Here is a 22,730-nt window from a genome sequence, read left to right on the forward strand (position 1 = left end):
CGACGCGATCTGCGAGAATGCGTTCCTCCGATCGCAACTGAGAAAACAGCACCTCAATGCAGACGCGATATCAGCAATCGGTCAACGATCGTCTCGGCAGTGACTCGGGCGATCTGAAGTCCAACTTCTCTCTTCAACTGAAATTGTTCAAGAACCGGGCAGAACATGCACAGTCGTGCCTGATTTTTCATCCGTTCCGGAAGAGAAGGTCATTCAGTTGCACTTTCCGCAGCGAAAACCTGCAACGAACCGACTGTGATTCCATTTCTTCCGGAAATCGGTTCTTTGGCGAAAATTCAGGCGGAATCCGGGGCACTCTCCGGTCGACACTCGCTTTGTTCTCCGGAATTCCGTTGTTTTTGATCACTCCGCCGTGCGTCGTCGATCGTTTCGGAACGCAAATCTCTTTATGATCGGGACGAATCAATCGCCCTTGGTTTGAACCAAGAAAAATGAAGGTTCATCCTCCCGACAATGGTTTCAGCCCAAACGTCACCCAGGACAGAGACAGAATGAAATCGATCAAGAAGCTGCTGGTCGCTAATCGCAGTGAAATTGCAATTCGTGTTTTCCGGACTGCCCACGAAATCGGGATTCGAACAGTCGCGATCTACACACATGAAGATCGCTTTTCGCTGCATCGCTTCAAAGCGGATGAAGCGTACTTGATCGGAGACAAAGGGGAGCCGATCCGAGCTTACCTTGATATTCCTTCCATCATCGCCATCGCGAAACAACATGGTGTCGACGCCATTCATCCGGGCTACGGCTTCCTGTCGGAGAATGCCGAATTTGCGAAAGCATGTGAAGAAGCGGGGATTATCTTCGTCGGCCCAACCGTCACAGCTCTCAAGAGCCTCGGCGACAAGGTCTCTGCTCGGCACATCGCGGAAAAGGCGGGAGTGCCCATTCTTCAGGGAACCGAAGATGCGATCTCCGACGTCGACGAAGGAGCTAATTACGCCGACCAGATCGGCTACCCCATCATTCTGAAAGCAGCCATGGGCGGTGGCGGTCGCGGAATGCGCGTCGTCCGTGATCCAGCCCAGTTTCGACCTTCTTTCGAACAAGCGCAACAGGAGGCACAAACGGCGTTCGGATGCCCGGACGTCTTCATCGAGCGATTTGTCTCGAAAGCGAGTCACATCGAAGTCCAGCTTCTCGGCGATTCACACGGGAATCTCGTTCACCTCTTCGAACGCGATTGCTCCGTTCAACGACGACACCAGAAAGTCGTCGAAATCGCGCCAGCTCCGAATCTCAAACCGGATGTCCGCAACGCCATCTGCGAGGCAGCCATCAAGATTGGAAAACAGGTCGACTACGAGAACGCCGGAACTGTTGAATTCCTACTTGATCGCGACACCAATGAATTCTTCTTCATCGAAGTCAATCCGCGAATTCAGGTCGAACACACCGTCACGGAAGAAGTGACCGGGATCGATATTGTGAAGTCTCAGATCCTCGTCGCGTCTGGCGCACGTCTCGATGATCCGGAGATCGGACTCGACTCGCAGGAGTCGATCAAAACCAGCGGATTTGCCATCCAGTGTCGAATTACGACAGAAGATCCATCGAATAACTTCCTGCCCGACTACGGGCACGTGACTCACTACCGCTCCGGAAACGGAATGGGAATTCGCCTCGATGCGGGTAGCGCGTTCTCAGGTGCGGTCGTCAATCCGTTTTACGATTCCCTTCTCGTGAAAGTCTCCGCACGTGGTCGCCGCTTCATCGATGCGGTCTCACGAATGAAGCGCTGCCTGCAGGAGTTTCGAATCCGCGGCGTCACGAGCAACATCCCGTTCTTGATCAAACTGATTTCGCATCCAAAGTTTCTGTCGGGTGACTGCACGACACGGTTCATCGACGAAACTCCAGAGTTGTTCGAACTCGCTAAGCGTCAGGATCGCGCGACAAAAATCCTGTCGTACATCGCTGATATCATCGTTAACGGAAATTCACTCGTGGCCGGTCGACCAGTCGCGACTCGCAGAATCGAAGCTCCGGTTCCGAGTTTTCCGATCGGACAGCCCATTCCTGATGGAATGCGGCAACGACTTCAAAGCATGGGAGCGACCAACTTCAGCAAGTGGATCAGCGAACAAAAACCGCTTCTGCTGACAGACACCAGCTTCCGAGATGCTCACCAGTCGCTCTTTGCAACTCGCTTTCGAACCTACGATTTGCTGAGAGTCGCGGACGCGTATGCTCATCTTTCTCCCAATCTCTTCTCAATCGAGATGTGGGGAGGAGCCACCTTCGACGTCGCGATGAGATTCTTGAAGGAATCCCCATGGCAGCGACTCGAAGAGATGCGGGAACACATCCCGAACATCCTCTTCCAAATGTTGTTGCGAGCGTCCAATGCTGTCGGGTACACCAACTATCCCGACAACGTCGTGCGTTCGTTCGTGAAAGAAGCTGCCCAGTCAGGAATTGATGTCTTCCGTGTTTTCGACGCTTTGAACTCTCTCGAAAACATGCAGGTCGCCATGGACGCGGTCCTCGAAACCGATGCACTTTGCGAAGCGACGATCTGCTACACCGGCGACATCCTCGATCCGAGCAAGACAAAGTACGACCTCAAATACTACGTCGACATGGCGAAGGAACTCGAGAAGATGGGAGCACATCTGATCGCCATCAAAGATATGGCTGGTCTGTGCAAACCATACGCTGCTTCCAAGCTGATCAAAGCATTGAAAGAAGAAGTCGGAATTCCGCTTCACTTCCATACGCATGACACCGGCGGAACTCAGATCGCCGCCATCCTGGAAGCAGCCAAAGAAGGTCTCGATATCGCTGACGCAGCCATGGCTCCTATGTCTGGCGGAACGTCTCAACCGAACTTCAATACCTTGGTCGAAGCACTTCGCTTCACCGATCGGGATAGCGGTCTCGAATCAGAACCGCTCGATCAACTCGCCGAGTACTGGCGCGTCGCGCGACAATTTTACACTCCGTTCGAAGCGAGCGTGTTGCCAGCCACGGCTGACCTGTATGACCACCAGATGCCGGGCGGACAGTACACGAATTTGTACGAACAAGCCCGAGCTCTCGGTCTCGCGGATCGCTGGCGGGAAGTCTGTCACGTTTACGCCGAAGTCAACCGCATGTTCGGTGACATCGTCAAAGTGACCCCCACGTCCAAAGCTGTCGGAGACATGGCTCTGTACATGGTGGCGAACGACCTTTCTCCGTTCGATGTCCTTGAAGGAGAACGCGACCTCGCCTTCCCAGCTTCAGTGCTCGACTTGATCGGCGGTCGAATGGGGCAACCGCTCGGCGGATTCCCGGAAAATGTCGAACGGCGCATTTTGAGAGGCGAAGCACCGCTCAGAGAACGCCCCGGCGCAACCATGCCTCCGGCTGATTTCCAGGCGGAAGCGGAGCAGCTCAAAAAATTGCTTGGACGCGATCCATCCGAACAGGAAGTTGTCACCTCCCTGCTCTACCCCGAAGTCTTCAAGCAATTCGCCGAACACTCTCGCCTCTACGCGGACACGAGTTGTCTTCCGACTCCGGTCTTCTTCTACGGACTCGAAACAGCCGAAGAAGTTGCTGTTGAGATCGAGCAAGGGAAGACGCTGATGATTAAATTCGTCGGGGTTGCTGATGCTCATCCCGACGGTCGTCGTCACGTCTTCTTCGAACTCAACGGAATTCCACGATCCGTCACCGTCGAAGATCTCGCACTACAGGGAGAAGTTGTCAAAGCCGAACGTGCTGACCCCGACAACCCCAACCACATCGCAGCTGCGATGCCTGGAATGGTCGTCAATCTCGCCGTTCAAGAAGGCGACACGGTCCGCGAAGGACAGAAGATGCTTGTCATTGAAGCGATGAAAATGCAGACCACACTCGTCGCAGAGAAAGCTGGCAAGATCCAACGCATCCTCGTCAAAGCCGGGAGCCAGATCGAGTCAGGAGATCTGCTGATTGTGACTGAATAAATCGTCACCGCTCCGTCAAATCGCGCGAACTGCCATGAACTGGAAAGTGTCTGAAACAAGTGACTCAACAGTTTCCAGTTTTGGTTTGCAGCGATTCGCCGAAGCAGGTTCGGACTTCCCTTCCAAAAACGCGTTCAGGTCAGTTGCTGAAAACCTGAAATTGACCTGAACGAGGCAAGAGTTTCATGTCAGACATTGACGGAATTCGTCAAACAGCGAGAGAGTACGCCCAGGCCTTTCAGCAGGGAGATCTCGATCGCATGGAGACACTTCTCACTGAAGACTTCATTGCCATGCCGGCTGATCAACCGGCATTTCGTGGTCGAGACGTCGTCTTCGAACAGATTCGAAACGACCTCGAGACAATGACGATCGTCGAGCTGAGTTTCGAAGTCGAGGAAGTTGAAAGTAGCGGTAATTTCGCCTGCGCGATCGGACGTTCTCATGCTGAACTGATCATGACAGAAGAGCCGGACACTCCCGTCAAAATCGACGGGAAGTTTCTTTGGATTCTCCGAAAGTCCGATGACGGAAGATGGCTCTTGGCGCGGGACAGCTGTAGCGGAAATGGCTCTGCCGCTGAGTGACAAAAACAGTCTCTTCGCACTCTCTTGGAATGTTCACCCTCGCGTACATTTGCCGATGCGTCTTCGTTCTTGAAGACCAGTTGAAGACGTGTCGCTTGTCCTTTCTCGAACGAAAGTCACAAGCGATCACTCTTCGTCAACGACTTGAACGTTCGATGAAGAATGTCTCCTGCCCTCAACAATTCACATATTCGATGAGTGCAGTGCAGTCGTGAACGTGTTCTAATGTCTTTCGAAACTCCGCAATCGCGGAAGCACGGGCAACTCCGAATCCTGAGCAAAGAGATTGAGCCGACGATGCCAAAATTCCGTCTCACAGTCGCTGCACTATTCGCACTTTTCTTGCATGGACTACAGGTTCCATCAGCTTACAGCCAGGACGATCCTCTCCCCTCCTGGAACGATGGACCAACGAAGTCCGCGATTATTGAGTTTGTCGAATCGGTCACCCGCGAGGGGAGTCCAACGTTCGTTCGCCCGATTGATCGAATCGCCGTTTTTGACAACGACGGAACTCTGTGGCCAGAAGATCCGATTCCTTTCCAACTCGCGTTCGCTTTGGACGAACTGAAACGCCTCGCTCCGTCACATGCTGAATGGAAAGACAATCCCGTTCTGCAAGCGGGTTTAACCGGTGACACAGCGACGATTCTCAAGTACGGCGAAAAAGGGCTGATCGAAATTCTGGATGCTTCACACACCAAGATCACAACGACTGAGTTTGATAAGCGGGTTCGAAACTGGAGCAGAACAGCGAAGCATCCTCGTTTCAAACGTCCCTATCTTGATCTGACTTATCAACCGATGCAGGAAGTTCTCCGTTACCTGCGCGCCAACAAATTCAAAACCTGGATCGTCTCAGGTGGTGGGGCTGACTTCATGCGAGTCTGGTCACGCAGAGTTTACGGAATTCCTCCTGAGCAAGTAATCGGTTCGGTCGGTAACACGAAGTTCGGAATGCAAGACGGACTGCCAGTCCTCATCAAAGAACCCGGCGTTTCCTTCGTCGACGACAAAACCGGCAAGCCCGTCGGAATTCATCGGCAATTGGGACGTCGCCCGATCGCTGCGTTCGGGAACTCCGATGGTGATCTCGAAATGCTCCAATGGACGACAATTGAACGAAAGCCAAGTTTCGCATTGATCGTGCATCACACCGACGCAGAACGCGAATACGCTTACGACGCTCATCCCAAGAGTAGCGGAAAACTGGTCAAAGCACTCGAGCAAGCCAAAGGTAACGGTTGGGTTGTCGTCGACATGAAGAACGACTGGGCCACCATCTTCTCGCCTGAAAAGTAAACAATGAGCGTCCAAGCTCAACAGCTGACAACCTGTTTTCAGAATGGATCTGAGGTGATCCCGCATGCCAGGTTTTCGTCTTTTGGATCCTTTCGCAGATCGTTGCATTTTTTAAGGAGACTTAACAAACAGGTTTTCCGAGAGTGATATTCTGCCAGATAAAACTGGGGAGTCTTGACGTGATCTCACTCTCGTGAGGTCACACTAAGTTCAATGAAACGAAGACTCCCCACTCTGGCAGCGTGGACCGCCGATGTTTGAGCTGATTGCAGACTCGATTCATGAAAACCTGACTGTCGGTGAGCTTCCGCTCTACGAAGCTTCGGTCTCTGCCCACTCGAATACAGAAGCTGTCGCTGAGTTCTTTCAGAACAACGAGTTGCTCCCCGGAGTGGCTGTTGTGCAGCCCGATTCCGGGTCACTGATCGGAATGGTTTCTCGCGATCGATGCCTCGACATTCTGAGCCGCCCCTTCGGGCAGGAACTTTATCTCAAGAAACCCGTTCGACATCTCGCTGTTTCAGAAGGTAAACCGCTCGTCGTCAGCGAGACTGTTGGCGTCCATCAAGCTGCCCAATCTGCTCTCTCAAGGTCACCCGACAGAGTCTTCGAACCGCTGGTTGTCGCTCGGGAAGACTCACGATTCTCAATCCTCGACACCCGACTGGTCCTCACAGCTCAATCCGCCCTGCTCGAACTTGCCGCGAAAACGGTTAAGGAACAGAAAGAACTCGCCGAAGCTGCGAATCAGTCCAAGAGCGAATTTCTGGCGAATATGAGCCACGAAATCCGCACGCCGCTCACAGCGATTCTCGGGTTTGCCGAAGAACTGTCTGAGGAAGACCAGAGCCAACAACAGCGTCTCGAATACATCGAAACGATTCTTCGCAATGGAGAACATCTCCTCCAATTGATCAACGACCTGCTCGACTTGTCGAAAATTGAATCGACTCAGGCAGAGTTGGAACAAATCGCGACCGATACGGAACCGTTCTTCAGTGATGTCCTGCAACTCCTTGCGGTTCGAGCCGAGAAGAAAGATCTCGAACTGACCGGGCGATACGAAACGAAGGTCCCCACGCAAATTCTGTTCGACCCGACACGAGTCCGGCAGATTCTCGTCAACCTGATCGGGAACGCACTGAAGTTTACCGAAGAGGGAGGAGTTCGTGTGGCGGTTGGGTACGAGGCACTGACCGAAACGAGTGGATCGCTGATCCTCGCCGTCGAAGATACTGGCATCGGAATGACTTCAGAGCAGATGGACCGACTGTTTCATCGATTCACACAAGCGGACGGGTCAACCACTCGCCGCTATGGGGGAACAGGACTCGGCCTTTCGATTAGTCGCCGACTCGCACGCATGATGGGCGGAGACGTTGACGTTCAAAGTGATGTCGGAATCGGAAGCTGTTTCACCGCGAATGTCGTTGTCGAAGTCTCCCCGCAGACCGAATGGATCGCTGCCGGCACACACGTTTCTCCGCGAGTTCAGAAACCCGAGCGAACAATCAAGCCGATTCAAAACCTTCCCGACTGTCAGCTCCTCCTTGTGGAAGACAGCGAAGACAATCAGGTCCTACTTTCTCGCATCTTGACGCGCGCCGGTGCCACGGTTTCGATTGCTTCGAACGGACAAGAAGCTTTGGACGTCGTCTTTGATGATCCAAATCGATTCGACCTGATCCTGATGGACATGCAAATGCCGATCAAGGATGGCTACACCGCGACGCGAGAGCTTCGCGAATCTGGCTGGTCGCGGCCGATCATCGCACTCACTGCCAATGCGATGAAAGGTGATTCAGAAAACTGCCTCGCAGCTGGCTGTAATGACTACGCGACGAAACCAATCGACCGGGAACATCTCTTCGGGCTCATCAAACGCATGGTCTCTCCTAACGACATGTCGAACGAAACCGAACTTAAGCTGCAGAACAACGATCAACCTTCATCAGTTCCCGAAGCGACTGCAGCACGACCTGCGGACGCACTCACATTCGATGAAGGACTCGCCAGAGAAAGATGCGGTGGCGATGAAGAACTGCTCGAAGAGATCATGACGATCTTTCACGAGTCACTCGATCACGAGATCTATCAACTTCGCGCAGCCTGGACTGCTGAGGATCGATCAACCGTGATACGGCTCGCCCACACTTTGAAGAATTCCGCCGACAACATCGGAGCTTCGGCCGCCTCGCGGATCGCTCAATCGCTTGAAGTGAAGCTGTCTTCACCGGACCAATCGCTCGACAAGTTGACGCCGGTTCGAGACGAATTAGAAACCACTTTCAACAAGCTCAAACAGGATGTTGAACGGTATCTGTCTCGCTGTCACGCTTAGAGAGTTTTCGCTCTCGAGAACTCGCGATTCTCAAAGTGAAATGCTCTCTAGAAAGTCGGCTCGGTCGGTGGCCCAGGAACGCGATTCGACGGATTGGCGGGAGTCTCTTCCGCTTCGAAGAGCGACTTCACCTGCGGAGGAGAGTACGTTGAATGCATTTGATGCGGGACCGGTGCGTAGGTCATCGAATCACAACATCCTGACGCTCCGCATTGTTGCTGCGTCGCACAACCAGTTAGAGCCGAGGCGACCAAGATTGCAGGAACTGCGAGCGCTTTCCATGACTGACTCATCTTTTTCACCCTCCTGTGATGAAAGATTTCTTCTCCGTTGTGGAATTTCATCGGCGAAATCCGCTTCCAACTCTGTATGTTGCTCAACAAATCCGAAGAGGACTTCCAAAATTTCAAGCCCTTGATGTTGCGAATCCCCTCAAAACCCGGCGAGCGACTTGGCTTTCATGTTTTGTTCGGAAATGAGCTCGGTTTGTCAGACTTTCAAACTCGTTGAGCAATCAGCCTCGAACGGTGGTTTCGTCGCTGTAAACTCACTTGAGTCGAGAGCGGAGAGTTCAGTCATTCTCTGACTGCTGTTTCGATTGCGAAGGCTCTCTGAATTAAAGCTATCGACACATTGAGTTGATGAAATTCGCGAACATGACCATGCGACTTGCAGTCGTTCCACACCTGCAAAGCACGCCCGTTGAGATCCGGAGAAAATGATTGTGAACAGAATTTTGACTCTGACATTAGCCTTCAGCTTCTCGGTTCTCATTGCTCTCGTCGATTTTGCATCGTGCGAGGAAGTCGTGCATCGATGGCGAACTCAACAGCAGTGGGCAGTTCCGGAAGCACATCAGGCAGCTGCCGCTGACGAGAAATTTTTCTATGCGATTTCGAGTCGTGAAATCGCGAAGTATGACCGAAAGACGGGCGAGCGGGTTGCGGTCAGTTCAGGTCCTGCCGAGCATCTGAACAGCGGGATTCTGTGGAACGGACAGTTGCTGTCTGCTCACTCCAACTACCCGAAGAAACCGGAAGAGAGCCGGATTGTCTCATGTGACCTTGAGACCATGAAGCTGAAAACGTTTCACGAGTTCCTGGAGAGCGAAGGCAGCCTGACCTGGGTTGTTCGTCACGACGATCACTGGTGGTGCCACTTTGCTTTTTATGGCCCTGAAAACGCGAAGAGTTACCTCGCCAAGTTCGACGAGAATTGGAATGAAGTTCAGCGGTGGAACTACCCTGATTCGGTCATTCAGCAATTAGGAAACTACAGCCTGTCGGGCGGCATCTGGCACTCAGGTGAAATTCTTGCTTCTGGACATGATGATCCGGTCTTGTTTCGATTCGCCGTCGATCCCAATTCGAAGACGTTGACCTTTCGCGGCATTCAGGCAACGCCTTTTTCCGGACAAGGGTTTGCAAGCGATCCAGTTACCGGTGGACTGATTGGGATTCATCGCCGCAACAAAGAAGTTCATCTCACAGGTCCACTTGAAACGGGCATTCGGATGACTGTGATGACTTACAATATTCATCACGCAGAAGGGACGGACGGAGTTCTCGATCCATCTCGCATCGCAAATATCATCCGCTCATCGAATGCTGATCTCGTCGCTCTTCAGGAAGTGGATCGCAAAACAACCCGTGTCGACGGACGAGATTTACTCGCTGAAATCGCGACTGAAACGAAGCTCCATTTTGCGTTCGGGAAGAGCATTGAGTTTTCAGGAGGAGAATATGGAAACGCAATTCTCTCACGGTGGCCAATTGAAAACCATCAAACTGCACTACTGCCGCGACTCAATGATGGCGAACAGCGAAGCATGCTGATTGCCGATGTCGCGATCGAAGGCAAGGAAAGCGGGATCACTTTCGTCTCGACACATCTCGATCATCGTTCAGACGACGCTGAACGATTTCTTTCAGTCGAACAGATCAATTCGCACTTCGAAAAGTCCAATAAGACTCCAATCCTTCTCGCTGGCGACTTCAATGACACCACTTCAAGTCGGAGCGTGAAAGAACTGCTCAAGAAGTGGAAGATGACGAATACCGACGTGCTGCCGACAATTCCTTCGCGGAAGCCAACTCGTCAGATAGACTTCATCTTTGCTAGTCCGCCAACTGCGTGGGAGGTGCTCTCGACTCGCGTTCTCAACGAACCCAAAGCGTCTGACCATCTTCCCGTCGTCAGCACAGTCGAGGTGTTTTTGAAACCGGCGAATTGAAAGTTGCTCGATCATTCGGCTCAAACGCAATCGGGCTTGGAACCGCTCAGTTCATGCGATCGATTCACCAGCTGTCTCGATATTGCCTTTGAATGAATGGCTGTTTGGCCTATAAAAACTCAGGATTTCATCGATCCCGGTCCCGATTGACCGGCATTGATCGATCATCAACGTGTGATGTTTCGCTTTCAACGTTGCAGCATTCGCTGTTACTTCCTTGAGTTCAAAGACAGTATTCCATGTATGGAGAGGACGTTTCCTACCAGAAAACAATGGGTGATATCGACATTGTCTACCATGACGGTGTGTATCACCTGTTCCATCTTGTCCTTCCCAATCACGACTTCATCGCCCACGCGGTCAGCGAAGATGCATTGAACTGGGAGCGTGTTGAGAACGCTTTGTTCATCGGTCATCCGGGAAGTTGGGATGATCACATGCTGTGGACGATGCATGTCACTCCCGATCCCTGGAACCCGGGTATGTGGAGAATGTTCTACACCGGGCTGTCTCGAAAAGACCATGCGAACATCCAACGGATCGGAATTGCGCAAAGCCGTGATTTAATCCATTGGGAAAAGATGAGCGACAACTGGTTCCAGGAACATCGCGACGGTTGCGAATCGATGCAGCCTATGATCTCTGCTCCTTATGATCCCGATGGCCCCTGCCCGATTGAAGCTGCCGGACCTCATTACGAGTCGTCGCTCAAAGAAGGTCGTCACTGGGTCAGTTTTCGCGATCCGTTCTTTTACACCGACGAAAAGAGAAACCTGCTGCTAATGGCAGCCCGAATTCCGGATGGCCCGGTCATCCGCCGCGGGTGCGTTGGGCTCTATGAGGAGGTGGCAGAAAACCAGTTCGTGCCGCGTCCGGCGCTTCACGTTCCCGGTCTCTATGATGACGTTGAAGTTCCGAATCTGTTTCAGCTCAATGATCGATACTATCTGGTCGGCAGCATTCGCGAGGATGCAAAAATTCGCTACTGGCACAGTCGCTCGCCGGACGGCCCGTGGTCAAACTACTTCGACAACGTCCTCTTGGCCAAGGGCAACTACGCTGGCCGCATCAGCTTTGATGACAAAGGACCACTGGTCTGGAGCTTCTACACGCAAAACGATGTGCGAACTGTCTCCAACTTGATGCCGCCTCCGAAGCGACTGTCGGTCAACGGCGATGGTCGACTGCGTGTTCGTTCGTTCGAAGGTTACGATGAACTGGTCAAGTCGACAGTCGAGTTGAACGGGTTGCTTCCCGTTTCTTATCTGGTCCCCTCGACCGAGTGCGAATCAACCGCCAATCGCGAAGAGGAACGTCTTTCGCTCTCGACCGTCGGCGGATTTCAGGGTTTTCTGTTCTCGCAGCGTGTTGAGTGCTTTCGGTTTTCTGGCCGCATGAAACTCGATGGTCTCGGCAAATGCGGAATTCTGTTTCGGACGGATGCAGAGACCTTCAGTGGGTATCACCTTTCTCTCGACCTCTTGAAAGGTGTCGCCCAACTTCGTGCCTGGGGAGAACGCCCCGGAGGTTCTACGGAACATGCGTTTCGATTTGAGTCTCTGCAATCCGCCTTTTGGAAGAGTGATGGAAGGCCGGAGTGGGAATTTAGTCTTCTCAACGTTCGCCATTACATCGAATTCTCGATCAATGGCAACGTGTTGCTGAGCCTGTCGGACAAGACCTATCGACGCGGACAGCTCGGATGTTATGTCGAGTCGGCATGCTTACGACTTGAAGATCTGCTGCTCGAACACCTGGACTCACCACCGGACCCGTTCGATCAATTGTCGACTTCCTAGAGCAAGTTTCTCCTTCCTGTGCACTCGCTAGCGCAATCTCGCTTGGTAAGAAGCTGAGTTTGCTCGTGTGAGTCAGTGGAAACCAAATTTGAGAGTGTTCTCAATCTTTCCTCATGTTTGCGGGAAGAGCTAATTCGGAAGTGCAATCGTCGCTGCGCAATAAAAAAGAACATCGGCGGGGGAACCGATGTTCTGAGAAGTGCTTGTCGCTATGTCTGACGGAATGACTGTTTGCAGTCGGCAACCGACAGATCGTCTAATGATCGATCGTTTTAGCGTGTAAATCCGACTGTGAAGCTGAAGACGCGTGTTTCGTCGAAGTCTTGCTTCATGATTGGCCAGGCGAAGTCAAAGGCCAACGGTGCTGGTCCCATCGCTGGCACGACGACGCGTGCTCCGAAACCTGCCGTGACACGGAATTGATCGAGACTGACATCTTCCTCAACCGTACCGAAGTCTGAGAAGACGACTCCACGAATCGAATCGGAAGCTGAAATCGGGAACTCATACTGAGCTGAGCCCAGAGCCATGAATTCACCGCCCACTTCGAAGTTCCCTTCACGCGGCGTCACTCCTCGGAATTCGAAACCACGGAATGAGGAGTAACCCCCAGCGTAGTAACGTTCGAAGATCGGCGTGTCATCACCTGTCCAGGCAACTTGTCCGCTGAAGGAGACGATGTGTTTTCCGAATCCGTCCGGACGCTCGTAGATGGTGAGGTACTGACTTCCCGAGAGATCGATTCGAGGGTACGAGAAGTCTCCGAATCCCTGTTCGTACGACATTGTCACGTTGTGACCAGTCGACGGGATGAATGCATTGTCACGAGTGTCGTATTCCAACGTTCCCGAAACAGTCGACAGGAAGTTGTCTCCTCGGACAGCTTCGAGATCGGGAGGAATCGGACCGATTCCGGAGTTGATGTCGCGAACTTTAACGTTCTCAAGTCGCACAGCTGTCGACGCGGTCCAGAATCGATTGAGGACATAGCCAAGACTGATTCGTCCGCCGAGACGATCTTCTGTCCAATCGTCATAAAATCGGTTGTAGTAGAATCCGCTCAAGCCGAGACTGAAATCCGTTCCCATGAAGAAGGGATCTGTCCAACTGGCCAGATATCGACTGACCTGAGATCCTGGCACTGCCTCCAATCGGAAGCTTTGCCCTGCCCCACGAAATGCTTGTCCGTTGGCAATGTCTGACCAACTGCGTGGGAAGCGGAGGATATCGAAGTTGTCTTCCTGCAGTGTCAACGATCCGACAACACCGGCATCACTGTTCACACCAACACCGAACATCAAACGGCCTGTGCGGCCTTCGGTCACGTCAATATTCACATCGACGAATCCCGGTGCAGGCGGTGAGCGAAGAGCGTCTCCAAATGGATCACCCTGTGGAGAAACACCACCGGAAATGTAATCCTGAGGGATTGGATTTCCGTATTGATCGAGATGCTGTGCACGGATGATTGGCTCATCCTGTCCACGGAAGATCACGTCAGGACTGACGACGTAGCTTGATTCGTTTGTCTCTCTGAGTTTGCGATTAATAGGCACTTCCGGCTGGATCTGTTCTTCGTCGTCTTCGAACACTGAGTCAGGCAGTTGAATGCGACCAACGTGCTGTTGCTCGCCTTGCCACCAGTGTTCCCGATCGACGGTGAAGTCCTTCTCGGAATGGTCGGCGAACAGAGTCTCCGGTGTCAGCGTTGAGTCGCTTTGACCTCGTGATGTCACTTCTGGCAGATAGTCCAACCCATCGACAGGCACGAGATCGAAGACAGCAGGCTCAGTTCGCTCCCAGATAGGGCTTCCCTGAACACGCTGTTGAGCCATTCTCAAGTCTCGACCACTCGCGAGAGTTCCCGGTTTGAGGAACCGATGGACCTGATCGCGAACGACATGTTCCTGCGTGTGCGGATGATCTCCGCGAATGTGGATATTGATCGCACCGATATATCGTGGAATGTCTTCGTCGATCTGGTAGGTCAGGTCCACAACACCCGGTTCGTTCTCACGGAAGTGTGGGACAGGTTCGACTTTCGCGAAGACGTGTCCGCGTTCGTCGTACATGTCTTTCATCGCAGTCACATCTTTGCGAAGGAACCGCGAATTGAAATGGTCGCCCGACTCCAACTCCAGGTCGCCAATTAGTGCATCACGGTTAATCACACCATTGCCGATGACCTGAATGTCGCCGACGACATATCGCTGACCTTCAGAGACATGGAAATCAACGGTCACTTTTCCATCGGTCTCAGAAATCGTTTCGTCGACCGTCACATCCACATCAAAGAAACCCAGCCCCAGGTAGTATTGCTTGAGGGCATAGACATCGTTGCGAACAACATCGGGATCGTAGTCTCCGCCGATCCAACCCATGCCGATATCGAGCGGCCCCAATTCGAGGTCGTCGACCGGTGTCTTTGTGGAGATCTTCGTTGTCAGGATGGCTTTCGAAACGAAGTCGTTGCCATGAAAGTTGATGTCACGAACTTTGACCTTCGGACCTTCTTCAATCACAAACACAACATCGCGATCGGTTTTCTCGCCACCTTTCTGAAGTGTCACTTTCGCGAAGCGATAACCCTTCTCAGCGTACAGAGACTTAATTCGCTGCACGGCTTCTCGATTGGCAGACACATCAAAGGCAGGGAAATATCCGCTCATCTCAGTGCGGAGTCCGGTGTGAGCTTCGAGCTCACTCGTCTTGATTTTCTTGTTTCCCACATATTGAACGCTGCGGAGCATGGGGCGTTCGATGACTTCGAAGACGAGCACAAGTCCCTGAGCTGTCTGACGGTAGAACGGTTTGACATCAAGGAACCAGCGTGTTCGCAACAGCTTGGCGACATCCTGTTGGATCTCGCGGGCTGACGGAGCCCGTCCGAGGCGCGTTTCGACCATGCGCAGAACAGCGCTCGTGTGAATCGTATGATTCCCTTCGACGACGATCTCGACGACAGGATCTTCGAGCAGAGTTTCCACATCGAATTCGACCTGTTGAATCGAATTTGAATTGGGCGTCTGCGGTTCGGTTGCAAGAAGTCGTTGGAGGGCAGCTTTCCGTTCCGATTCTTGACCAGCCACTTGAGCGACTGGTGGTGCTGGTCTCTCAGCAGGCACACTCGCTGACGGAATACCGTTCGACGGCGCAGCTCCCGGAAACGGTCGCTGTGCGCAAACGGTCGATCCCATCCACCCCAGTAGGATGGCAGCGGTGACCAGATGATTGATGCAACGTCGGAAGCGGGGCAGTGGCGCCCATCGACGAGTGTCATCGATGACACGATCCATCGAATCTGCTTTCGGTTGGATTCCGGCTTCTCACAACGTCTGAATGAGCGAGCGCTTCATTGCTGTCGTGAATTGAGACCGGGACGGCAATCGCATCCTGCGAGTTGACGTAACAAGGGGAGTCTATAACAAGGGAGTTTCTCGACCGGAAACCAGGCGAGAGACGTTTCGACACCGGAACTCCACGAGGATTTCCAATGCGGTGGGGATTGAGAATTGATAGGTCTGATTGCCTGCCCACGAATGCGGAACAGGCGGATTTTCGCTGTATCGAACAGACTATTAATGAAAACTCAATTTTGCAGCAAGACGAATTCGCCGATGTCAATCGTTCCGCAGCTTCAACCGGCAAACTTGTCAGTCTCGACGGCTGAGTCGAAGAAAAACTTCGAGGTCGCCTTCGATCCTTCGGTAGAACCAAAAGGCTGCTGCAAAGGCTGCGAGTCCCCCAAAACAGAGAAGCTGGGCAACCCACAAAAGATCGACGGAGACAATCGTCACCGCTGAGACCGCCAGCATAGGAATCGAGGCGGCCATGACCAGATACCTTTGCAAATGGTCACGTAGAAGCAGTAAGTCTTGCCGGTCCTGACCACCTCCCACCCCCAATCGCAACAGCGACGGATAGAGAACTTCCAACGAGAACCAGGTCACGAGAAAGAATGGGTAAGCTGTGGCAATCAGCCCAAAGATCACCAGCGAGCCTAGAATGTGAAGATAGGCATCCCAGGGAACAACCGTTCCTGTCAATCGGATGGCCACCGGGTAGGCAAATCCAGCAATCACCCACAGCAAAAGACACACAAGTGCACATCGGTGTCCGATCAGCAGAGAATTTCTTCTCGCGTTGGACGTCTGACGCGCAACGTCCGGCTTCACTATCGCACGCCGAATTCGTGCTGCCATCAGAACGACAAACGAAATCCCCACGGGAAACGCAATCCCGTTGATCACAGCGAGAATCGTTTCGAAGCTCTGTTCCGGAGCAATTTCCGCGAAGATCTCGCGTTGATTGTACAGCAGGTTTCCGACCGCCGAAAAAGCATTCGGAATCAGGTTGAGCGCGAGAATAATCGGTGTCTCCCATCGCAAGGCGATCTTTTGCCACTGTCCTGGTTCTGGATCAATGAGTTCGCGCGCTCTCGGATCGAAACACTGTTCGAGCCGATCGATCATCTCCTGTGCTGTCTGCCAACGCAGTTCACGATCCGAGTCGAGACTCTTTTGCAGAATACGCAACAGTCCCGGCGGGGCCGACTTGGACGCTTCTACCAGCTTTTCCCGACGGACGCCGTTTTGCCGGGAGGCAATCATGTCTTCGAGAGTGCTTGAATTGAGTTGCAGCCGACGCGGATCGGCAAACGGACGTTCTCCGACAAGCAATTCCCACAACACAACTCCGAGCGAGAAAAGATCAGACCGCACATCAAGATCTTCTGCTCGAACATCGCCACTTCCAGTGCAGGCTTTCAATTGTTCCGGCGACATGTAAGCCAGACTGCCTCCGAAGTATTCCGCAGGTGACGCTCCTTCGACCTGCCGACTGAAGCTGATATTAAAGTCGGCAAGCTTCGGTGTTCCGTCACTTGTCATCAGAACGTTCGCCGGTTTTAAGTCTCGGTGCAGGACTCCCCGACTGCTTGCGTATCCGAGCGCTTTGGCGAGTCGAATTCCAATCCAACAGACTGTTTGAGCCCAATCCATGCGGGTAATTTCTTTTCGCAACAGCGAGTCGGGCGGCGTTGTTTCTCCTTTGCTCTCCAGTGATTCGTCGAGAATATCGATCAACAATTGACCGCTCCTCCGGTTCGCAGGAGTCGATCGGACCTTCTTGATCAGCGATTCCAGCGTTCCGCCCGGAAGATACTGCATATACAGCAGACGCACCGGCGGGGACTTTATCACCCTTTGGTCATAAACTCGGACGATGTAATCGTGATCGAGTTGCGCCAGCGTTTGCGGTTCTGTCCCTTTGTTGGCTGAGACTTTGACAGCCACGAGCCGTTGCATCGAGTTTTGCCGTGCGAGGAATACGGTCGCGAAGGCGCCTTCGCCCAATCGGATCAGCAGGTCAAAGTCGTCGACTGTTTCACCGACTCGCAAGTCCCGAAACGACTCCACCACATCCCCGCTTTGAAGCACAGTCGCGTCCGGTGAGTGCTGGACAAATCGCCGAAGTTCATTTTCGAGTTCAGGAAACTCGCGAAAGTACTCCTCAATCGTGACCGATGTCTCCGCCCGCTGACGGCAGAAATATTCTTCGTAAACAAGTTCGATCGGAACCTGTTTCTGGCACAGTTCCGGAAACTCTTCGAAGTACTCACTCAAACGCTTCGGGAGTTCAAACTCGTTCCACCTTTGCTCAAGATCAATTTTGATGAGTTCAACAAGGACTTCCTGCCTCGCGAGTTCATCCTTCGGCAGAAAGTCAGCCACGATCGGAGGGCCAGTCTCTTCCGCTATTGACCAGGCTGAGATGAAAGAATCAATCGCCAACGACAAGATATGCTGAGTCTCTTGGAGATTCGTCTGCGACGTCTCGTGTTGAGAATCACGATCATTGGTTGGCAGTTGGGACATGACTGACTGAACGTCGACTTTTGAAGTGCAATGAAAAGTGCCTGAGACACTCTAGCTCTGAAAGTTGTTCGTGTCCCTCAATGGAGATGACTACTGATTCAGAGAATACGACGATCCGAGTCAAATCGGGAGGCAGCGAGGCAGACTCAATGCAGAAGTTTACGGCTGAGGAAACAATTCGATGAAGTACAGAGAAACCGCGAGAGTTGCTAAGAGCATTTTTTGATTTGGTGTGCACTCTCTCGCACGAGCAAACACAACTTTTATCTTATGAAACAGAGCAAGCGAGTGTACAAGAAAGAGCAACTTGCTCTAGCGACTGCCTGAAACTTGAACCGTTCGACCGGAATCGAGTGTCGAGCTGACATACCCCATCAGCCGCTGTTCGGCATTCGGAACCTGCTGTTCGATCAGGGGAGAGAATCCGGGGGCTCGATTGGAGGCAGCGAGTGATTGGCAATAGTCGACCAATAATGAGCGTCCGTCCGGGCATTCGTGAACCAGGTAGTGCACCCATGCCCACGCTTCCTGATAGTCCGGTCGCTGCATCTGCGAGACTCTCTCGATCTGCTCCAAGCGTCTGAGATTTGGCTCCCAGCCGTTGACGACCGCAGCCGCTAATTTTGGAGCGTGCTCAGGATGCCGACGTAGAGAATCGTATCGGCGAATTTCGAAATACTCAGCGATTCCTTCATCCAGCCAGAGTGGAACTGTTCGAAGTGAAGCATGAAGCACGCCGTGAGTGTACTCGTGCCGGAGGTCTTCCATCATGCTGGGCCCCATATAAGCATAAACCGACAGTTCCGTCGGTGTCCCGATAAAGAAGGCCCTTCGTTGGGGCAGATCCGGGTGAGAAGTTTGCATGTACTGGACATACCGCTCCTCATCCTGAAAGAGATAGATGCGGACGGGGCGGTTAGCCGGCGGCAAGTCGAGAAGCTCGACGATCTCTTCCCGAAGGCTGACCAGCTCTTCAAAGATTTCCCCTTCCTTCTCGATCTTCGAGTCGGAACGAATTTCGAGCTGTTCTGAATTCGCCCGATATCGTGCGGGAAGTCCGGAGTTGTGATTGCGTGCGAGGAAGCACCCTGTCATTGAGATCGTGCTCACCAGAAACGCAATCGTCAGCAAATCTGCGATGAGCGAGTACAGACCACGATTGCGGCGGCGTCCCCGTCGTGGCGTCATGCCAGGGAGCCCGCAACTACGTTGCTTTTGTTCTGGTTCGTTCCGTCTCACCAGTTCCGCTTTCCGAAACTTTCCATATGCCTGATTCAGGCAGGTCGTCTATTCAGTTTGATTCGCCGAATCCGTCGGCATTCTGGGATTGAAAGCTCACACGTCAAAACCACATCCAACGAAGCCAAACTATTCCAATTCACTCTATGAAACCGGAACCTCAGGCCGATTCGAAGGTAACCAGACGGGATCAATCTGGTGTTGTTCAAAGAGATGAGCAAGATGGAGATGGCAGGTGAAGAGAATGATCTGCTGACCGGTCTCGACAACTTTCAGGAGTGTTTCAACGGCTGCCTCGGTGCGAAGTTGGTCGAAGTTCACCGTCACATCGTCCAGCACCAACGGCAATTCAACTCCCTGCGAGGCAAGTTCACGAATCATTGCCAGCCGTAACGAGAGAAACACTTGTTCCCGGGTTCCACTGCTGAGCTGTTCAACTTCGAAGGAGTGATTCAGGTCATCGTCGACGAGAAGTTTTTTCTCGTTGAGAGGAGCCCAGATGTTTTGATATTTGCCACACGTCAATTGTTGGAGATACGACGAAGCATCCTGCAGCGTTTTCGGCTGGCGTTCCTTTTCGATTCGACTTCGCAGCGCTCCGACAGCCCGGTCTGCCACCATGATTCCAAGATAGCGTTCACTCGTCAGGCGGATCTGTTCAGCCAATTGGGCACGTTCGAATCTCAATGAAGCAGCGGTTCGATCGTCTTCAATCGCTCGCAGCTCCTGCTGAAATCTGCCGATCGATTGATACTCGACCTGCAACGTTTCATCGATCTGCAGGAGTTCCTCACGAATCTCGGCGACCTGTTCCCGATTGCGTTGCTCATCGAAATCGGCGAGTTGTTCTTCCACGATCATCAGATCGGGTTCACTCTCAACGATCCGAGAGATCGTTTCGCCAATCTCCTGAAGTTGCCGCATGAGCGTTTCACGATCTTCGACCGCTCCCAAAATGCCGGAGAGCTGATCGTATGACGAGATTCCGAGCATCGAAAACAACTCGGACTGCTGCCGACGCAACGATTCCAGCTCTTCTTCGATTTTGGATGCTTCACGCCGCTTGTCTTTGACCAATTGCCGAAGCCGAGCCCGTTCACGCCGAAGTTCAAATTGGACTTCGAGTTCGTCTTTCCATTTGGAAACGCGGGCGAATGGATCGTGCGTCGAAGCAGTCTGTTTAAGAATTCCAGCCAGGACTCCGACACGATCGAGAAAGTCGCTGAGCTTTTCCTGAAGCAGAATCGCTTCGACATCGATTGGGTCTACTTTCGAGTTGCCGCGTGTGGTTCGATAGATTCTCTGACACTCAGCAATCGCTTCGCCAATGTTGCTTTGTTCGGCGATTTCCATCGACTTTAGCGACTTCACCCAGTCACTCTTCCGCTGATTGACGGTCGTGCGCGACTTTCTTAATTGATTGCGGAGCTTGGTCATTCTCCGTCGTAATCTGCGGATGCGATCCTGTTCATCGACCTGCGACTGAAAACGTGCGCGGTCCTGAGCAAGTTCCTCAAGCTTCTTTGCAATCGCCTTTTCGTCTGCCAATTGTTGATTGGTAATGGCGTGAGTTGTCGTTTTCCGCGACAGAATCTGACGGCTGATCAATTGCTGAATTTTCAGGTTTCTCTCTTCAACTTCTTTTCGGAGAGAGTGATGCGCTTCGTCGTTGTCCTCGACGGAAACTTCTCGACGCGAGAAGTGAATCTTCATGGTCCAGCATGTGGCGAGAGCTGCAATCCCCAGCAACCCATAACAGCCACCGATTAACGCAGCGTGAAAACCACCGACCACCATTCCGTGTGTGGCTCCATAAATTCCGCAAAGCGTGAGGACGACTCCTGCGATGGCGAAAAACCACAGAATTGTACTGAAGAAGGGAGGATTCGTAGCTTCGACAAGTTCCGCACGTCGACCTTCCGGGAGACGATTCAGAAGCGTTTGCAGATGCCCTTTCTCAAGGTGCAATTCTCGGAGCTTGCGAAGATCAGCCTCCAAACGCTCTAACTCAGCAACGTTATCAGCGGCCCCAGCTTCAGCAGCAGTTCCATCACCGGTTGGACGTGATGTCAGCTGTTTGAATTTCTTGTCGAATCCCTTGTATCGTTTTGTGAGGCGCCGATGCGTACGCATCGCATTACGATACGCATTGGACGCCTGGCTCAAAGCTCCAATTTGTTGCGGTGACACATCCACCTGGCCGTCTTCGTCGACGTCCAAGTCTTCGGCAAACGCAGCTGACTGATTGACTGATTGAGTACTGGGTCGATTGCGGAAATTGTTTTTCCAAGATGAGCTATTGGATGTCAGATCAGGAACCTTCAGTTCGAAGCGATCTGCGATCTCTTGCATCTCGGGAAGTTCGCTGTGCAGGCGGTTGATCGCGCATTGCTGCTCTTCCAACTCCGCGTTGAGAGGAATCTCCTGAGACGACTTCTGAAACTGCTTCGCCTCCGCGAGAAACTTCTTCCGCTCGGAATCGAATTCCTGAATCTCCTGCTGTAGCGATTCCAATTCCCGGACGCGATCGAGATCGACATTTCGATCGGGCAGTTGGTCGAGACGGTTTTTCAGGTCGAGTTCTTTTCGCCATGGCTCCCAGATGCGGCTGAGGAACTGGAATCCACGAAGGTCGCTCTGCAAGTGCTGTTGCCGCTGCCGTAGCTGACCGACTCGATCATCATGTTTGTTGATTTGTTCCTTCAGCCGTTTGTGACGCTCGAGCGGTACGCCAACCCGTTCCAGTTGTCGTTCGACTTCTGTCAGCCGCTGCACAAGTCCGAAAATCTCCCCCTTTCGAGTCTCGCGATTGGCGATCTGCCGAGACTGAGCCCCCAGATGGCTTTGAGCGCGGACAAGTTGGTCACCCTCACGACCCAGCGAGAGCCCGTAGATTTGCTGGGCGATTTCCGAGTTGTTCAGCGTCGCGAGTTCTTGCAGTTCGTGAAGCCCGATTGCGAACACATCGCGAAAGATTGATTCACTGGCACCGCCGACAAGACTTTGAACTAAAGAATCCTGTTGTGAGACGCGTTGACCGTCGATCTCGAGACGACCGCGACTGCCCTTCTCAGCAATTCGGCGAAGTTCGTGTTGCTTCCCGCGATGCGAAACGCGCAGCACCCCGGAGCAGACTTGTCGTTTTCCGTGGGAATCGGTGACATGCAGATCCCCCGGTTGGAAACCGAAAAGCACTCCGCGAATAAATCGCATTAGCGTCGACTTGCCCGCCTCGTTCGGTCCATAGAGTACCGTGACACCGCGGTCAGAGAATGGCAATGTGACGTTTTTCCAGACGCCAAAATGATCAATTTCCAGTTCATGGATTCTCATTGGGTTCCATCCTCATTGAAGCGATGATTGATCCCGATCGGAATCTCGCTTCAATTTCTGATTA

At 52.7% G+C, this 22,730-nt stretch carries 11 protein-coding genes; 6 read left to right on the plus strand and 5 right to left on the minus strand.

Going from position 1 to position 22,730, the window contains the following annotated elements; genetic code table 11:
• The first annotated feature begins 512 nt into the window (after nt 1-512).
• From AB1L42_RS04065 to AB1L42_RS04080, 4 genes are all read left to right on the plus strand, one after another.
• On the plus strand, nt 513-3,956 hold the full coding sequence (locus AB1L42_RS04065; protein ID WP_367051473.1) for a pyruvate carboxylase: 3,444 nt from the start codon (nt 513-515) through the stop codon (nt 3,954-3,956).
• Between the two features lie 185 nt (nt 3,957-4,141).
• Nucleotides 4,142-4,543 (plus strand): DUF4440 domain-containing protein, encoded by a 402-nt coding sequence (locus AB1L42_RS04070; protein ID WP_367051475.1) that lies wholly within the window; start codon nt 4,142-4,144, stop codon nt 4,541-4,543.
• A 297-nt stretch (nt 4,544-4,840) separates the two neighbouring features.
• Entirely contained in the window at nt 4,841-5,845 is a 1,005-nt protein-coding gene (locus tag AB1L42_RS04075; RefSeq protein WP_367051477.1) for an HAD family hydrolase, read from the plus strand.
• Between the two features lie 253 nt (nt 5,846-6,098).
• Nucleotides 6,099-8,186, plus strand: a complete 2,088-nt coding sequence (locus tag AB1L42_RS04080; protein WP_367051479.1) for an ATP-binding protein — start codon at nt 6,099-6,101, stop codon at nt 8,184-8,186.
• 47 nt (nt 8,187-8,233) lie between these two features.
• Here AB1L42_RS04080 and AB1L42_RS04085 read toward each other — a convergent pair whose 3' ends face one another.
• Nucleotides 8,234-8,479: a hypothetical protein gene (locus tag AB1L42_RS04085; RefSeq protein WP_367051481.1), complete on the minus strand. Its 246-nt coding sequence runs from the start codon at nt 8,477-8,479 to the stop codon at nt 8,234-8,236.
• Between the two features lie 431 nt (nt 8,480-8,910).
• Between AB1L42_RS04085 and AB1L42_RS04090 the strand changes: the two genes are divergently transcribed.
• Both AB1L42_RS04090 and AB1L42_RS04095 read left to right on the plus strand, forming a co-directional pair.
• Entirely contained in the window at nt 8,911-10,419 is a 1,509-nt protein-coding gene (locus AB1L42_RS04090; protein ID WP_367051483.1) for an endonuclease/exonuclease/phosphatase family protein, read from the plus strand.
• A gap of 239 nt (nt 10,420-10,658) precedes the next feature.
• Complete coding sequence (locus tag AB1L42_RS04095) at nt 10,659-12,218, plus strand: glycosyl hydrolase (protein ID WP_367051485.1); 1,560 nt, start codon at nt 10,659-10,661, stop codon at nt 12,216-12,218.
• Nucleotides 12,219-12,490: 272 nt separating this feature from the next.
• On the opposite strand, the gene AB1L42_RS04100 is transcribed toward AB1L42_RS04095, so the two are convergent.
• From AB1L42_RS04100 to AB1L42_RS04115, 4 genes are all read right to left on the minus strand, one after another.
• Nucleotides 12,491-15,514, minus strand: a complete 3,024-nt coding sequence (locus AB1L42_RS04100) for a BamA/TamA family outer membrane protein (RefSeq protein WP_367051487.1) — start codon at nt 15,512-15,514, stop codon at nt 12,491-12,493.
• A gap of 357 nt (nt 15,515-15,871) precedes the next feature.
• Entirely contained in the window at nt 15,872-18,094 is a 2,223-nt protein-coding gene (locus AB1L42_RS04105) for a serine/threonine-protein kinase (protein ID WP_367051489.1), read from the minus strand.
• A 312-nt stretch (nt 18,095-18,406) separates the two neighbouring features.
• Nucleotides 18,407-19,282 (minus strand): hypothetical protein, encoded by an 876-nt coding sequence (locus AB1L42_RS04110; RefSeq protein WP_367051491.1) that lies wholly within the window; start codon nt 19,280-19,282, stop codon nt 18,407-18,409.
• Between the two features lie 195 nt (nt 19,283-19,477).
• Nucleotides 19,478-22,666 carry an AAA family ATPase gene (locus tag AB1L42_RS04115; RefSeq protein ID WP_367051493.1) on the minus strand — a complete coding sequence of 1,063 codons (3,189 nt, stop codon included), beginning with the start codon at nt 22,664-22,666 and terminating at the stop codon, nt 19,478-19,480.
• Between the last annotated feature and the right edge of the window lie 64 nt (nt 22,667-22,730).

The organism is Thalassoglobus sp. JC818, assembly GCF_040717535.1.
In the GTDB taxonomy this organism is placed as follows: Bacteria; Planctomycetota; Planctomycetia; order Planctomycetales; family Planctomycetaceae; genus Thalassoglobus.

What these genes read in the sequence shown, in the direction of transcription:
- AB1L42_RS04100 (WP_367051487.1), bottom strand. Translation starts at nt 15,514, where the DNA reads ATGGATCGTGTCATCGATGACACTCGTCGATGGGCGCCACTGCCCCGC.
- AB1L42_RS04075 (WP_367051477.1), top strand. Translation starts at nt 4,841, where the DNA reads ATGCCAAAATTCCGTCTCACAGTCGCTGCACTATTCGCACTTTTCTTG.
- AB1L42_RS04085 (WP_367051481.1), bottom strand. Translation starts at nt 8,479, where the DNA reads ATGAGTCAGTCATGGAAAGCGCTCGCAGTTCCTGCAATCTTGGTCGCC.
- AB1L42_RS04095 (WP_367051485.1), top strand. Translation starts at nt 10,659, where the DNA reads ATGTATGGAGAGGACGTTTCCTACCAGAAAACAATGGGTGATATCGAC.
- AB1L42_RS04110 (WP_367051491.1), bottom strand. Translation starts at nt 19,282, where the DNA reads ATGACGCCACGACGGGGACGCCGCCGCAATCGTGGTCTGTACTCGCTC.
- AB1L42_RS04070 (WP_367051475.1), top strand. Translation starts at nt 4,142, where the DNA reads ATGTCAGACATTGACGGAATTCGTCAAACAGCGAGAGAGTACGCCCAG.
- AB1L42_RS04065 (WP_367051473.1), top strand. Translation starts at nt 513, where the DNA reads ATGAAATCGATCAAGAAGCTGCTGGTCGCTAATCGCAGTGAAATTGCA.
- AB1L42_RS04115 (WP_367051493.1), bottom strand. Translation starts at nt 22,666, where the DNA reads ATGAGAATCCATGAACTGGAAATTGATCATTTTGGCGTCTGGAAAAAC.
- AB1L42_RS04080 (WP_367051479.1), top strand. Translation starts at nt 6,099, where the DNA reads ATGTTTGAGCTGATTGCAGACTCGATTCATGAAAACCTGACTGTCGGT.
- AB1L42_RS04105 (WP_367051489.1), bottom strand. Translation starts at nt 18,094, where the DNA reads ATGTCCCAACTGCCAACCAATGATCGTGATTCTCAACACGAGACGTCG.